This is a genomic window from Desemzia sp. FAM 23990, assembly GCF_045528485.1.
In the GTDB taxonomy this organism is placed as follows: domain Bacteria; phylum Bacillota; class Bacilli; order Lactobacillales; family Carnobacteriaceae; genus Desemzia.
Window position 1 is genome coordinate 42857 of record NZ_JBGQQW010000023.1, and the last position, 15044, is coordinate 57900.

The 15044-nt window shown below is 34.0% G+C and carries 11 protein-coding genes; all 11 read right to left on the minus strand.

The window, feature by feature from the left end:
- Positions 1-90: 90 nt before the first annotated feature.
- Positions 91-1731 (minus strand): extracellular solute-binding protein, encoded by a 1641-nt coding sequence (locus ACEN4I_RS09830; protein ID WP_407103045.1) that lies wholly within the window; start codon positions 1729-1731, stop codon positions 91-93.
- A gap of 31 nt (positions 1732-1762) precedes the next feature.
- Positions 1763-2692, minus strand: a complete 930-nt coding sequence (locus tag ACEN4I_RS09835; protein ID WP_407097441.1) for a carbohydrate ABC transporter permease — start codon at positions 2690-2692, stop codon at positions 1763-1765.
- A gap of 21 nt (positions 2693-2713) precedes the next feature.
- Positions 2714-3706, minus strand: a complete 993-nt coding sequence (locus ACEN4I_RS09840) for an ABC transporter permease (RefSeq protein WP_407097442.1) — start codon at positions 3704-3706, stop codon at positions 2714-2716.
- A gap of 265 nt (positions 3707-3971) precedes the next feature.
- Entirely contained in the window at positions 3972-6260 is a 2289-nt protein-coding gene (locus ACEN4I_RS09845; protein WP_407103046.1) for a helix-turn-helix domain-containing protein, read from the minus strand.
- Positions 6261-6302: 42 nt separating this feature from the next.
- Positions 6303-6944, minus strand: a complete 642-nt coding sequence (locus ACEN4I_RS09850) for a YesL family protein (protein ID WP_407103047.1) — start codon at positions 6942-6944, stop codon at positions 6303-6305.
- A 268-nt stretch (positions 6945-7212) separates the two neighbouring features.
- Complete coding sequence (locus ACEN4I_RS09855) at positions 7213-8838, minus strand: glycoside hydrolase family 13 protein (RefSeq protein WP_407103048.1); 1626 nt, start codon at positions 8836-8838, stop codon at positions 7213-7215.
- A gap of 32 nt (positions 8839-8870) precedes the next feature.
- Complete coding sequence (locus tag ACEN4I_RS09860; RefSeq protein ID WP_407103049.1) at positions 8871-10169, minus strand: alpha-L-fucosidase; 1299 nt, start codon at positions 10167-10169, stop codon at positions 8871-8873.
- Between the two features lie 10 nt (positions 10170-10179).
- Positions 10180-10659, minus strand: a complete 480-nt coding sequence (locus ACEN4I_RS09865) for a hypothetical protein (RefSeq protein ID WP_407103050.1) — start codon at positions 10657-10659, stop codon at positions 10180-10182.
- 51 nt (positions 10660-10710) lie between these two features.
- Positions 10711-12603 (minus strand): beta-N-acetylhexosaminidase, encoded by a 1893-nt coding sequence (locus tag ACEN4I_RS09870; RefSeq protein WP_407103051.1) that lies wholly within the window; start codon positions 12601-12603, stop codon positions 10711-10713.
- Positions 12604-12847: 244 nt separating this feature from the next.
- Entirely contained in the window at positions 12848-13891 is a 1044-nt protein-coding gene (locus ACEN4I_RS09875) for a family 20 glycosylhydrolase (RefSeq protein WP_407103052.1), read from the minus strand.
- Between the two features lie 325 nt (positions 13892-14216).
- Positions 14217-14876: an SDR family oxidoreductase gene (locus ACEN4I_RS09880; protein ID WP_407103053.1), complete on the minus strand. Its 660-nt coding sequence runs from the start codon at positions 14874-14876 to the stop codon at positions 14217-14219.
- Between the last annotated feature and the right edge of the window lie 168 nt (positions 14877-15044).

Sequence of the window (15044 nt, forward strand, 5' to 3'; positions counted from 1 at the left end):
TAGATAGAACAGCTCGTACAGTTTTCATAGATTCAGAAAACAAATACGAGCTATATTCTTTATATCAATAAGACTTACTTGTCTTTTTTATTATTTTCCAGCTTCTGCCCATCTGTCGTAAGCAGCTTGGTATACCGATACGTATTCTTCAACACCCATATTTTCAACTGTAGACACATACTTATTCCAGTTTTCATCATCTAATGGAAGTTGACCCGTAATAAACTGTGCTTCAGAATTACGGATATACGTTTGAAGGTCGACTTCGATTCCGCTTACTGTATCTTGTTCTTCTGAAGTTAAATAGACGAGTGGGAATGCAACTTCTCCGTGTTGATTAATTTTTTCTTCCGTTTCTGATTCTATAAACATTTCAAATTCCGTTTTTTCGCTATCGCCGATTGGCTCTAATTCAAAATCTGAATTTCCTGGTGTAGTAATTCCGTAGTCTGGAGTGATTTGACCGCGGTATTCTTCTCTATCACTAGCTTCTAGATCTTCATTGTATTCTCTTGCTCCGCCTTCTTCATCTGCCCAAACCCATAAGTATCCTTCCGGTCCTCTATTTAAGAAATCATATCCTTCTTGAGAGTAAAAGTAATCTACCCATCTCATAGATGCAGCAGGGTTTGGATTATCTTTTGTAATAGCAAATGTACCTCTTTGAATTCCTGTACTCATTGGGAATATTAGTTCTTCAGAATACTCGCTTGTCATTGGACCCATCATTGGGTTATTGATAGCTTCTTCTTCTGTTTGACCCGTTGTAAAGAATGAGAACCAATCTGGGAACATTCCTAACTGGTTATTCTCACCTTTAGCTTTTTTCTGTTCATCTGCTTGAGAGAATACTTCTTGGTCTAGTAATCCTTCTGTATATAATTTGTTCATGAATTCTAAATAGCCACGGTAATTTTCTGTTGTTGGAGCATAGCGAACAGTACCATCATTTTCTTCAATTCCCCATTCTTTAATTCCAAATGCTGAAAGTAACCATGGACGAGTACTATCCATTTTTACATCTGTAAAAGGAATTTCATCTGCTTTACCATTACCATTTGGATCTTCCGTCTTAAATCTAACAAGCATGTCATATAACTCATCAATCGTTTTAGGTGCCTCATCAATTTCTAAAGCATCCATCCAGTCTCCATTAATCCAAACAGGCCCTCTTATCCAAGTTGAGCTTGCTCCTCCATTAATTCGTGGCAAACTATAAATATTTCCATCAGTTGTTGTGATAGATTGCTTGATTTCTGGATTTTCTTCCATAGCTGCTTTCAAGTTTGGTGCGTATTCCTCAATTAAGTCATTTAACGGCAATAACAAACCTTGTTTACCATAATCTACTTCCAAAGCTGGTGTTAAAACATCTGTTCCTGGCCCAAAAAGCATATGCGGTACGTCTCCACTAGCAAAAGCTAAATTGAATTTCGTACTAAAATCACTTAAGGGTGGTGTAGTATAATCAAGGTCAATATTTGTCATTTTTTCATACTCTATCATCGTTGCCATGTCTTCCCATTCTGCCATACCAGTACCAGGAGCCATCAGCGTCATATTGATAGGTTCTTCCACTAATGGGAACCCTTCTTTTGCAACTTCTTGAGTATCTGATGGTGTATTTTCATCGGAACTACCTTCGCTAGCTGAACTACCTCCGCATGCTGCTAATAATAATGAAGTGGAGAACAAGAGTCCCGTTGCTAAAAATCGTTTGTTTTTTTTCATTAGAATATTCACTCCTAATTTTTATTTTTTATTACCCTTTAATAGAACCAATCATTACACCTTTTACAAAATATTTTTGTAAAAATGGATACACAATAATAATAGGCAGTGTAGCAACAATCATAACGCCGTACTTTATGATAGCGCTTAAGTTTTGTTGTTCATTTAAGTACATTGCAGTCTCTTCTGTCATCATAGTAGTTGGATTTGAAGATAAATCCTGTAACACAAGAATTTCTCTCAAAACCATTTGCAATGGATACTTATTTCGATCATCAATATAAATCAATGCTTGGAAATACTGGTTCCAATGACCAACTCCATAAAACAAAGCCATTACAGCTAGTATTGGCTTAGACAATGGTAAAACTACTGCAGTAAATAGTTTGAAATTTGAAGCCCCATCCATAAGGCCTGCTTCCGTTAGCTCATCAGGAATGGTAGATTGGAAAAACGTTCGCGTAATCACTATGTTATAAACAGACGCTGCTCCAGGTAGAATCAAAGCCCACATCGTATTTGACAATCCTAAATCATTTATTAAAATATAACTTGGAATTAACCCTCCAGAAACAAACATCGTGATAATCATCATTTTTGTAAAAAAGCCCTTGAGAGGAAAATCCTTACGCGACAAAACATACCCCGCCGGAATAGTCACCGCAAGATTTATTAATGTTCCAACCACGGTGTAAACAATAGTATTGAGGTATCCTCTCCAAATAGCTTCATTTTGCAATATCGTTTGATACCCTTTGAATGTAATTTCTTTTGGAAACAGCCACATTTCTCCCGAGTTTACAACAGATGGGTCACTGATTGAAGCACTTAAGATATAAACCAAGGGGTAAACTACTATTAAAAGAGCGATCAATAGCAATAGGTACACAACGGTAAGAAACATTCGGTCTGTTTTAGATTCTTTAATGGTAGAATTTTTTATAACTGCAGCACTTTTCATTTTCCTCACTCCCCTTCATTATTACCATAAGGATACATCGCTTACTTTACGAGATACCTTATTCACTACAATCAATAATGCCGCATTGATCACTGAATTAAATAAACCAATCGCTGCCGCATAACTATATTGAGCATCCAATAACCCTTGCTGGTAAGTGAATGTAGAAATTACGTTAGAAGACGGCATGTTCAATGGATTTTGCATCAATAATATTTTTTCATGTCCTACAGACATAATACTTCCAAAATTCATAATGAGTAAAATAACCATGGTAGGAATAAGAACTGGTAAATTGATGTACCACATTCTCTGTAACCTTGATGCTCCATCGATTGTAGCCGCTTCGTGCAATTGCGGGTCTACCCCTGATAAAGCTGCCATATAAATGACTGAGCTCCATCCTGTGCTCTGCCAAACTCCTGAAAGAACATAAATTGATTTAAACCAAGAAGGATCTTCCATAAATGCTTTTGCCTCAAAACCAAATGCTTCCAAACCGTGATTAATAATCCCATTTGTTGGCGATAAGAAAGCAATAATCATCCCAACGATAACGACTGTTGAAATAAAATGAGGAGCATAAGTAACTGTTTGAACCATTTTCTTAAATGCGCCATCTTTCACTTCATTTAAGGCTAGTGCTAACATAATTGGTATTGGAAAACCAACTACTAAGGAATAAATACTAATCCCCAATGTATTCTTTAATAGATCCAAGAAGTAATAAGAATCAAAGAACTTTTCAAAGTGTGCAAGTCCTACCCAAGGGCTATCCCAAATTCCTAATGATGGCATATAGTCTTTAAAGGCTATTTGAACACCATACATAGGTCCATAATGGAAAACTAAAAAGTAAAGAAAGGCAGGTAATATCAATACATATAGTTGCCAGCTAGAGAGGATTTTTTTTGTTTTATCTTTCCAACTTGATTTTATCCTTGTCTTTTCTAGGCTTCCCTTTCTAATTGTAGTATTTGGGATACTCGCTATTTTCTTAGCTTGTTTCTCCATACAAATTTGATTCCTCCTTCTTCTATATTATTCTTAGGAGTAAAAATAGAATCATCTTTCTCCTAGTTGCTTGTGGTTGGCCACCCCTAATGTAAGCACTTTCATTATATGTAGATCAGGCATTATTTACAATGTGTTGTTTTTTACGCTTTTTTGTTAAAAACATTATCAAATCAATGATTGTGCATTATAGAATGTGTAATTTTTCTACACATCTACACAAAAAAAATACGAATAGTTTACCCATTCATATCTTTTTTGTTTTTTAATTGCTTTCTCGATATCTTTTTCTATACTCTCCAGGTGTTATTCCATTTTCTTTCCGAAATTTCCTGGTGAAATTAGATACATCATAATATCCAATCTTTTTAACCAATTCTTGTATCGGTTCTTTCGTTGTCAACAGCAACTCTTTAAAGCGTCCCATACGCAATACTTGTATAGTATTTGAAAAAGACTTTCCTGTTTCTTCCTTAATTAGTTTACTGGCATATGAAATAGAAATATTATTCTCGGAAGCAATTCTTTCCAATGAAATATCAGGGGAATCATAATTTTGGTAAATAAATTGAACAACTCTTTGTTCTGTTTTTATACTTTCCGTTTTTTGTCTTTCATTTATGTTATTACAAATAGAAATGACAATGCTGTTTAACACTTCTTTTGTTTCTTTCGTATTGGAAAAATTAGATAACTGTAGAGCTTGTTTATAGTAATCGTCTATTTCTAAATCAATAGCTAATTTAAACACAGTATTAAATACATCAGCGACTACTGCCTGTGTGGCAATTGCTTGATAAGCATATTGTTCAATTTTATAAAATAAAGACTCCACTGTTTCTAATGCAGTTTCTTTATTCCCTTGCTTCATGCTTTGCATCAGAACCAACATTTCTTCATTTGGATAATGAATCATGTCTGTCGGATTCGTTATACCGTTCTTTTGCGACACTTCTTTGAAAAACATGATAGATGATGTCTTAGAAGAAGAGGAATTCAATTGTTCCAATGTAGAACTAGCTTCAATATACGAATTTTTAATTTTAGTTACTGATTCGTAGGCATTCCCGACTGCAAACTTCCACGCTTCATTTTTTGGCAAATCTTCACTCTCAATTTTTTCTTTAATAAATGAAATGGTTTTATTCCAATGGGCTTTATTATCCTCTTCCATATTTAAGATGACAAAAATCTGATTATTTTTAAAATGTGGAACAGTTGCTTCAACAATATAGCAATCTAGATTTTCTTCAGTCTTATTTAATTTTTGTACAATTTTTTCTATATTGATAATATTTTTAGTTTCCACAGATTTTTCTCCAAGTTCTAAAATTAAAATAGCAAATAAAGGAAATGGAAAATTTATTCCTATATCTTTCAAACCATTTATAAACTTGTCGTCTTGGAGGTACTTTCCTTCAATTAAGTTCAATAATGCAGAATTTCGTACAATTGGAGCCTGCTCATTCATCAAACGATTTAACAAATTATATTCTGATCGAGTGCGCTTTACATTTGTTTGTATAAACATCCACTCATCACTTATTTTATCTTCTTCTGATGAAAATGTACTCGTTAACCGCTTAATTGGCCGATAATTTTTTGTAGCAAAGTAAAAAGAAACACCCATGCCTACAAGACTAAGCAATACTGCCGCTGCTATGAAAATAAATAATACTCGATATAGTGGGCGATAAAAACGAACTGTTTCAATCAAAGAAACGATTGTCCAACTTGTGATTGAATTAGAGTGACTATTTAATGTAAAATTTTTCTGATTGATTTGAATTGTTTCATTATTCATGATGACTGGCATTTTGTTTAAGATGTCTGATTGGGACACTTTAGAGATTTCTCCATTTGAAAAAAGCAAGCTTCCTTTTTTATCCGCTACAAACGAAATCCTTTCATCCTCATTACCCATTGCTTTAAGATTTGCTTTTAAGGGATCCATATTCATTACGAAAAGAATAACGCCATATTCATATTCAGGAGATGTTCCTTCAAGCGGCATAGTATAATAGACAATTTTATTGTTAGAGAGATTACTACCTGAGAACCTATCCAATGTATAAACAGATGCATTCTCTGTAGGATGCATAATTTCTTCCATTAACCGATCTTTTTCAGTAATATTAAAATCACTTGTATTATTCATTAATGCCTCTAGCGACATAGTACCTTTAGATGAAAAAACAGTTGGATGATCATTAATAATAATATAAATGCCTTTTGTAGAACGGATTGAGTTATCATACATCCTTAAGCGTTCTACATATTCCCTATATTCTTCCTTTTTACTTAACGAATGCGGAACAAAATCACGAGTATAATTGATTTGATTCCCGACTGAATCCATTTCCATAATTTGTTCATCTAACTGTAAACTTGCTTGTTCTAAAGAAGTCTGATTCGCTGAGGTTAATTCTTCACGGATACTTCTGACATAAATTATATTCACTGCAATTAAAGAAATGATAAAAGGAATAGAAAAAACAAGTAAATAAGAACCAAAATAACTTTTAAACAGATCAGAGTTTGGAATTTTTCTCATTGCTAAATTTTATCCCCCTTTCTTACAACAAACTGATTGGCATTAATCCTGTAATTCCTTCCTCTTTTCCTCTGCTTTTATTGCTCCAGTATATGTGAACCACACTATAGGCAGAAAAAATAATGGTATCCCAAAAAAGAATAGCAGAAATAGGTAATTTCTCATTAGGGTAATAACAATGATTAACCCTACCACAGCTGAAAGAGTAAATAATGGAACGGAAAGAGCGATAAAAAAAGATTGTTTAAGGGTGTTTTTTAAAGAGAAATTGTATCGAATCATAATCGTGTACGTGTATAGACCAACACAAAGAACAAGGAACCCAAGAAACAATATTAGCGTATGTAGAATAATAGATTGAATAAACACATTTGATACCCTTAAATCAATATATACAATTGCAAATGCCAAAAGCATCATGTACCCGATTTGGTTTGAACGCTTGAAGTAAGCTTTGTATGCTTGACTAAATTCTTCTTTTATAGAAAAACTTTCCCCTTTTTCATTAAACCATCTATACATTACTCTTATAACAGAAGCATTCGCAGGGAAAACTCCAAATACAATAAATCCTTTTAAACTATGTAAAACCCAAAATAATTGCAAAATAAAAAAATTATAAATCCACATTCCAAATGAAATAAGTGCATTTAAAAATTTACTTTTCTTAATATTATCCGACATTTTATTAACTCCCCCTAATTCGGTCTTTAAAATCATTTCAGCAGCCGCTAAGGAACCGCTTTCTTTTTGTTTTAATAAAAAAAGACTTCAAATCCATTTTTGTTAGTCTTTTCATATGAAATTAGTTTACAACAAAAAAGCGCTTTTATCAAATAAGGTTTGGTTTGCGACATACCAAACTTAAAAAAAACAACGATAGAAATAGATATGACCTCTTATTTCTATCGTTCTTCTCGCAGGTTTAACAAAAAAACTAAAATTGTTTTTATTAATTGTGAGTCTTTACAACAAACGTTTCATACGGACGCAAATTAAGTTTATTCAATTGATAAACCTTATTTGGATAATTTCCAATAATTGATTGTTTTTTATCTAGACTATCATTCAAACTGAAAGATACATAGCTTTCACTCATATTTGCCACCACTATCCAAGTTTCTTCTTTATAAATACGCTCATAAGCAAATATTTTCGGATGATTTGGAAGAAGTAATTTAAACTTTCCCCAAATAATTATAGGATTTTCCTTTCTCAATTTAATCAATTTCTGATAGGTGTAAAAGATAGAATTTGGATTAGCTAATGCTGCTTCTACATTAATATCAGAATAATTGGGATTGACATGGAGCCAAGGTTCTCCTTGAGTAAAACCACCATTTTTACTCTCGCTCCATTGCATTGGAGTTCGAGCATTATCTCGTCCCTTAGCATTTATAGAATGAAAAATATCCTTTTGCGAGTATCCTTGTTTAATTCGTTTGAAATACATATAACGTGTTTCAATATCATTAACTTCTGAAATATCAGAAATTGGAAAATTAGTCATTCCAATTTCTTCTCCTTGATAAATGTAGGGTGTACCTTTTAATAGGTGAAGAATGATTGCAAACATCTTTGCACTTTCTACACGATATTCTTTTTCATTTCCCCATCTAGATACGATTCTTGGAAGATCATGATTGTTCCAAAACAAGCTATTCCATATTTTTCCATCTAATGCTACTTGCCACTTTGCAATAGCATGCTTTAGTTCGAGTAAAGTAAATACCCTCAAGTCCCACTTAGATTTAGCTGGTTGTTCATCTAATACCATATGTTCGAAAGAAAAAACCATGGATAACTCATTCCTTGAAGGGTCACCGTAAAGCTGTGCGACTTCTGGAGAGGCACTCCAAACTTCTCCAACAGTCAGGGTATCTCTGTCTGCAAGTACTTCTCGATACATTTCTTGCAAATAATCATGCAATCTTGGTCCATTTACAGTGATTTTTTCATCCGGGACTTTGCCTATCAAGTCCACAACATCTAAGCGAAAACCTGCTACTCCCTTGTCGAGCCAGAAGCTCATCATTTGCCATATTTTCTGCCGTAATCGAGGGTTTTCCCAATTTAAGTCCGGCTGTTGCTTACTGAATAAATGAAAGTAGTATTGTTCACTCTTTTGGTCATATTCCCAAGCTGATCCACCAAACCCCGCTGTTAAGTCATTCGGTTCTTTTCCTTTATTTGAATCTCTCCAAATATAATAATCGCGGTATGGATTATCTTTCCCTTTTTTTGCTTCTAAAAACCAATGATGCTTGTCGCTTGTATGATTCAATACTAAATCCATTAAAATGCGTATATTTCTTTTCCTTGCTTCTTCAATAAGTAATTCCATTTCAATCATCGAGCCCGATTCTTGATTGATCTCTTCATAGTTACTGATATCATATCCATTATCAAAATTAGGTGATTGATAGACCGGACTTAACCAAATTGCTCCAATGCCTAACTTCTCTAAATAATCCAAATGTTTTATGATTCCTGAAAGATCACCAATCCCATCGTTATTAGTATCTTGGAAGCTTCTCGGATAAATTTGATATACGACAGTTTCTTTCCACCATTGCATAACTGCACTCCTTATACTTTTGTTTCGTTTCCTTAATCTTTCAGAAAAATCTCGACTACAGGAACTAAAACTTCAGGTTTTTCGACAGGCAATTCTAACATGACACTATCCTTATCAATGAGCGTTTCTGTACTTGTAATGACCTCTTCAGGATCAAACTCTCTAAAGAAAACTTCAGAATGATCATGTAAAAATTGTGCGTATTGTACTTTTCCAGCTAATCCTTGTAAATGAATGTGTCTTAATGGCCAAGAATAAATGTGAAGATACAATTTATTAGTTCCGACTTGTGTATATCGGCAGTCTTTTGGAGCTTCAAACGGACTTTGTCCTGCTCCATAGATGGATTTACTGTTTCGTTTCATCCAGTCACCAATATCATTTAATCTGTTTTCTTCTCTTTTATCTAATTCACCTTTCCCATTTGGACCAATATTTAACAAAAAGTTCCCATTATTGGATACTGTTTCAATCAACATTTTTAGCAATATTTCACTGCTTTTCCAATCTTTCGCGTCACGATCGTAACCCCAGGTTGGTTTCATCGCTTGACAAGCTTCCCAAATGACTGGTTGCCCATCCTTTTCAAGTGGCTGAACGGGTTGGTATTGCTCAGGTGTTACAACACCTAAACCTAAGTCTAATCGATCATTAACTAGAATATCTGGTTGTAATTTTGTCACTACATCTAAAATTTCTTTTGATTTCCATGCGTTTTTGCCTTTTCCTTTGGACCATCCCCAATCACGATGGCCATATGAAAAATCAAACCAGAGATAATCTACTTTTCCATAGTTTGTCAATAATTCTGTTACTTGTTTTTTTAAAAACTCTAAATAAATATCCATTTTTCGAGTGTTGTTTGATTTTCTATATTCTTCATCTTCTCTTTGTGGATGAAGACCATCTATTGTAAAGTCTTCGTGATGCCAATCGATTAAAGAATGATATAAACCAATCTTGATATCTTCAGCACGAAATGCTTCTACGAATTCTCGTACTAAATCCCTTTTAAATGAAGTATTTGTAATTTTATAATCTGAATATTCCGTATCCCACAAGGCAAATCCTTCATGGTGTTTAGTCGTAAGTATTGCATATTTCATACCCGTTCCTTTTGCTGCTTTAGCTAATGCCTTCATATCCATTAATTCTGGATTAAAATGTTCAAAATAGTGATAATAATCTTCTGGAGAAATTTGTTCTGTGGTCATTAGCCATTCATGGCGTGCAGCTAGACTGAACAAGCCAAAATGAATAAACATTCCAAATCGATCGTGTAAAAACCACTCTGGATTTCCTAATTCATTGTTCCAATTTGCATATTTCATCTTCTTCCCTCTAATCTAAAAATAATGTGTCAGTCATTATCGTTTCTTCAATTTTCCATTCTTCATTTTCTTTTATCACCGTATGATTTGCTTCTGCTATATGGTCTCTATACTGTTCTGCTCCGTCTACTGAATCCACCATAACTGCCTGTTGTTCCGTTTTAATCAACATGCGGTTTTCTTCTTGGTCCAGTATTTCTACACTTAAAACCGTGTGTTCCAAGTCATAGGATTCAAAAAATGGAAAAAGTTCTTCTTCCGTCTCTTCTCGTGCGGAGGAAATGAGAGTGGACAGGTACCCTTCCATATCTTCTTCTTGAGCGTAATGTAAATTATCTTGAATAACTTGAACTACTTCCTGCGCATCCTCAGTATTATCGTATTCACCTTCGAGAGAGTAACTAACCGTTTTCGGGTCTTGATATACTGCTACCGAATTACATCCAGTTAAAAAAATTCCAGCTATAACTAATAAAAGTACTTTTTTCATTCTTTTCCTCCGCCTTTCTATCCACTTTAAATCTAACACTTCACTTATTTACTAAACATCAGATAATTTACTTGGTGTCACCATGTCTTTATATAATCCTCTTCCTAAAGTTCCTTCCCCGAGATAATAAGGATTAGAGAATGGTAATTTATTTTCTTTTAATTCGGAAATTTCATCCAATTTCCCATTTAAATAATCAGTTACTCGGTCAACAGCTGTACTCATTCTAGAAATTGTCCCTCCATAACGAATATCTAGAACTTCCCATCCGAATGGCTTATTGTATTCCATCCATACATTTCGGTGTGCTATACGAAGCTCATTAAGTGAACGTTGAAGAGCCTTCATTTGTTCTACTTCATTTTTCAATGCATCCTTATTATCTGTATCATACGCAGTTTTTAAACGAATTCCTAATTCAGCTTTTACACTTAAAACCACGGCTAATGTATGATAGAACTCAAATAATGGAGTCAAATCATTTTCTTTAGAGACTAATTCTTTTAACTGAATCGACAAGTTTTGGTAGTGTTCGCCTAAGCCAAGCCCTGCAACAGTTTGATCATACAGCCCTAATAATGGATCTTGCCATAATAAAAACTTCGATGCAGCCGAGGTATTTAAATTATTTTCCATAACGCCTGGAGTTTCATCAAAATCATTTAATAACATAAACTTTTTTAAAGAATATCCTGTATTGTATTGGAACTCTTCTCTCATTTGAGCTTCACCTACTTCATCTCGATAAGATAAATCAGCGAATAGTTGTAACCCAGGCAGTGCAGATAAAATTGGTGTTTCTCCACCATCATCACCCCATAACGTAGCAAATACTTCTCTAATACCATTCTTTTTAGCACTAGCTAACCCTGCTTTTGTTGTTTCAAATGATTTCCCATAGTTTGGAGCGATTCCATTCCAAGTCCATACTCCACCTGCAAATATAACTTTTTTCTTCATTTCTTTATGCTTTCCTAACAAAATGTCATATGTTTTTTCATCTTCATGGTAGTAATCCCACAAAACCATATCTACGTCTGGAATATCGTTAATAACTTCTTCAGGAATATCACTTTCTAAATCATAATAATCTCCAGTTTTTGAACCAAAACGATAATACATGTCGCTCCAAATCATTGCTTCTAAGCCATGCTTTTTAGTAATAGCAATAACTTTTTCTAAATGTTCATTCATGATGGTAAAGCTGTCTCGTATACCATTTTTTGAGCGATAAACACCTGTTCCCAATCCAAATGCTTCATCCATTCCGATATGGATATGATTTGATCTAAACGGTTTAGTAGCCGATTGAATCAAGTTTTCTAAAAACTCATATGTTTTTGTTTCACCAACAAGAACAACATCTGATGTATCTTTGATTCCATTTGCATATTCATATTTTAAAGCATTGAAAAGATGTCCTAATGTTTGAATACATGGAACCATCTCTATACCCAATTCAAAAGCGTAATCATCCATCTCTTTCATTTCTTCATGTGTATATCTTCCTCGTAAGTAACCGAAGTAAGGGTACTCTTTTACTTCATATGTATCTTCTGTATACAGCATAACTAAATTTAGACCGAGTTTAGCCATGTAATTCAATACTAGTTTCATTCCACTAACACTTACAACGGCATTTCTTGATGCATCTACCATTACGCCTGTTTTATCAAAGCAATCCTTTTCTTGAACTGAGAAAATGGTATTCTTTTTATATTGATAAAGCCATAAGTTTAATAACCTGAAAAAAGAATTTTTAGAAGTGTACTCAATAATTCCTTTTTGACCGTCATAACTAATGAATAGTTTGTCTTTCACTAAACTTTTTTGAATTTCAAGTGGAATTCCTGCCTCGCTTTCTTCAAACTTATATTCATGAGACAGTAACTTCAACCCAGCTTCCAGATCTTGCAAATCACCAATAAGATGTAATTTTAGCATACTATATTTTCCTCCTATTTTTTTCATGTTTAAGCTCACTTTTTAGTTTAAAGGAGTTTGAAAGCCTTTTCAATACAACTGCAATAAATACACATTGAACGTTATATACACATTTTCCTTTTGCTTAACTGCTAGTCATAGGCTTTTACGAGTACTTTCCCTATATCTCATTGTTTAAAAACTCTGCAAAAAAATAAGAAGGTCTCTATATAAAAAATAGACCTTCTATGATATACCTTTAATACTATTTCATTGAAGTAACTTTCTGCAGCGTATTATAAAGTCTCCACTGTTCTTCTCCATCTTGTCCTTCTTTCTCTGAAAATGAAATAAAGCGATCAAATGCTTCTTCATTCCATGAATGCCAAGAAGTAACTAGTCTACCAAAAAACTGATTAGAAGCTTTCACTTCTTTCGCAGCAGTATTTGCTTCATTAAATAGTTGTTCAGCAACATCTTGTTTGAACCAACATGATGGCATTACAGAAAATCCATGTTCCATGAAATATTTTGGTGTTGGAAATCCATTTTCGCGTTCATCATAATGCCAATCTAACAGAATTATATCTTTTGGTATGTTTTCGATTGCATGGAAAGTACCAAATGTGTCCCCTTCCCAATTATCATAGCCAAATAATTCTGCATCAATTAATCTATCTCCCCACATCATAACTGTTACTCCACATTCTTTATTCAAATGGGAATACATATCATTTACAGCTTTAGTAAATAGTTCTGCGCGGTTTCCACCATTACATCGCTCGCATTGATCACTCGCTATTTCATATACTTCATCCATTCCAATATGGAAATAATTTGCAGAAAATCCATTGATCAGTTCATCCATCAAATCAAAAACGATTTCATTTACATTTGGATGTTGAGGACACCAACTGCGGCAAAAAATTTCCGGCCATTCAGCATCCAACGGAATGTTAGGCGTTTCATCAAATTCAGGATAAGCTGTTAGTAACGCACTTCTACTTCCTCCCCAACCTTGATGTCCTAAACTTTGCATCAATGGCACAATCTCTATACCTAAATTTCTTGAAAATGCTGATAAGTTAGCAGCATCATCTGTTGTTAATGCGTTTTTCCCACCATCGATTTCGGGGTGACTTTTAAAAACAAATGATTTATCAATTTCTAGAATAAGCATATCTACTCCAGCCGGAGCGAGTACCTTTTCCATCAATATTTTTAATTCTGGAATCAAATTTCTATCTCCAAAACGGAGATGAAAAGCATTATAAGTATGATTAGTCATTTCGTTAGTATACTCCTTCATTTTGTTTTTTCATTCGTAATTTTCTTTAAATTGTAAACTTGGTAGTTTATAGCTTATAATTCCTCCTACTCTAATTTATTTCCTCATACAAAAAAAGACACCGCTTTCAAAAAGAGTCTCGTTACTATCTTAACATCCAAAAAAATTAATACAATCAATTGTGTTAATTTTTTTCTTATAACCATCACTAGTTTCAATTGATTCCAAGATGTAAAAGTACACTAATCTACTGCAGGAAAATATCTAGACAAGTTAAAAAAAACTTGAAACCCATATAAAAAAGCACCACAACTGTTAAAAACAACATTTGCGGTACTTCTTATTTTTACAGTTGGTTCAACGCTTCTTCAATCGATTGTTCCCCGGTCACTAAGTCAAAAGCTTTGCGGTAAGTTTTTTCATTGTCTAAACTAGTCACAATCACTTTGGCTACATCTTCGCGAGGAACAGTTTTTTCATCTGATTCAGATATTTCTAAATTCCCTGCAACTTTGATTTTATCTTTAGCGGGTTCATCCAACAATCCACCTGGACGAACGATTGTATACTCTAAGCCGCTTTGTTCCAAGGCCTTGTCTGCATAATGTTTGGCAACGTAATAAGGTCTCATGTCTCTACTCCAACCTTCACGATTGTTGGCTCCAAATGCACTGACCATTACAAATCGGTTAACGCCGACATTTTGAGCAGCTTCCATCACTTTTACAGCGCCATCTAAGTCAATCAATAACGTTTTATCTGCACCAGTACTTCCGCCAGATCCAGCTGAAAATACCACTGCATCCTTCCCTTTAACAGCCTCTTCTAAATCTGTTACAGGTCCTTCTAAATTGCCTAAATAAGCCTCAATACCTTTTTGTTTCAGTTCTTCTACTTGTTCTTCTTTACGTACAAAGGCTGTGACGGAATGAGTATCACTTTCTTCCAGCATATTTACCACTTGACGTCCTATTTTTCCATTTGCTCCGACTACTAATACTTTCATTCATACTTTCCCCTTTCATTTCTATCTCTGATTTAACCATAACATAATGCCTACTGAACAATTGGGCTAATTTGAAATGGAGAAAAGTTCAATAGAACTAAACAGCTTTTTTTCCGATTTTTCAGTTGTCCAAAAAAAGAGCGCAAGCGATTGCGATTAATGTTATCT

What these genes read in the sequence shown, in the direction of transcription:
- ACEN4I_RS09835 (WP_407097441.1), bottom strand. Translation starts at nt 2,692, where the DNA reads ATGAAAAGTGCTGCAGTTATAAAAAATTCTACCATTAAAGAATCTAAA.
- ACEN4I_RS09870 (WP_407103051.1), bottom strand. Translation starts at nt 12,603, where the DNA reads ATGCTAAAATTACATCTTATTGGTGATTTGCAAGATCTGGAAGCTGGG.
- ACEN4I_RS09855 (WP_407103048.1), bottom strand. Translation starts at nt 8,838, where the DNA reads ATGCAATGGTGGAAAGAAACTGTCGTATATCAAATTTATCCGAGAAGC.
- ACEN4I_RS09880 (WP_407103053.1), bottom strand. Translation starts at nt 14,876, where the DNA reads ATGAAAGTATTAGTAGTCGGAGCAAATGGAAAAATAGGACGTCAAGTG.
- ACEN4I_RS09850 (WP_407103047.1), bottom strand. Translation starts at nt 6,944, where the DNA reads ATGTCGGATAATATTAAGAAAAGTAAATTTTTAAATGCACTTATTTCA.
- ACEN4I_RS09840 (WP_407097442.1), bottom strand. Translation starts at nt 3,706, where the DNA reads ATGGAGAAACAAGCTAAGAAAATAGCGAGTATCCCAAATACTACAATT.
- ACEN4I_RS09875 (WP_407103052.1), bottom strand. Translation starts at nt 13,891, where the DNA reads ATGAAGGAGTATACTAACGAAATGACTAATCATACTTATAATGCTTTT.
- ACEN4I_RS09865 (WP_407103050.1), bottom strand. Translation starts at nt 10,659, where the DNA reads ATGAAAAAAGTACTTTTATTAGTTATAGCTGGAATTTTTTTAACTGGA.
- ACEN4I_RS09860 (WP_407103049.1), bottom strand. Translation starts at nt 10,169, where the DNA reads ATGAAATATGCAAATTGGAACAATGAATTAGGAAATCCAGAGTGGTTT.
- ACEN4I_RS09845 (WP_407103046.1), bottom strand. Translation starts at nt 6,260, where the DNA reads ATGAGAAAAATTCCAAACTCTGATCTGTTTAAAAGTTATTTTGGTTCT.
- ACEN4I_RS09830 (WP_407103045.1), bottom strand. Translation starts at nt 1,731, where the DNA reads ATGAAAAAAAACAAACGATTTTTAGCAACGGGACTCTTGTTCTCCACT.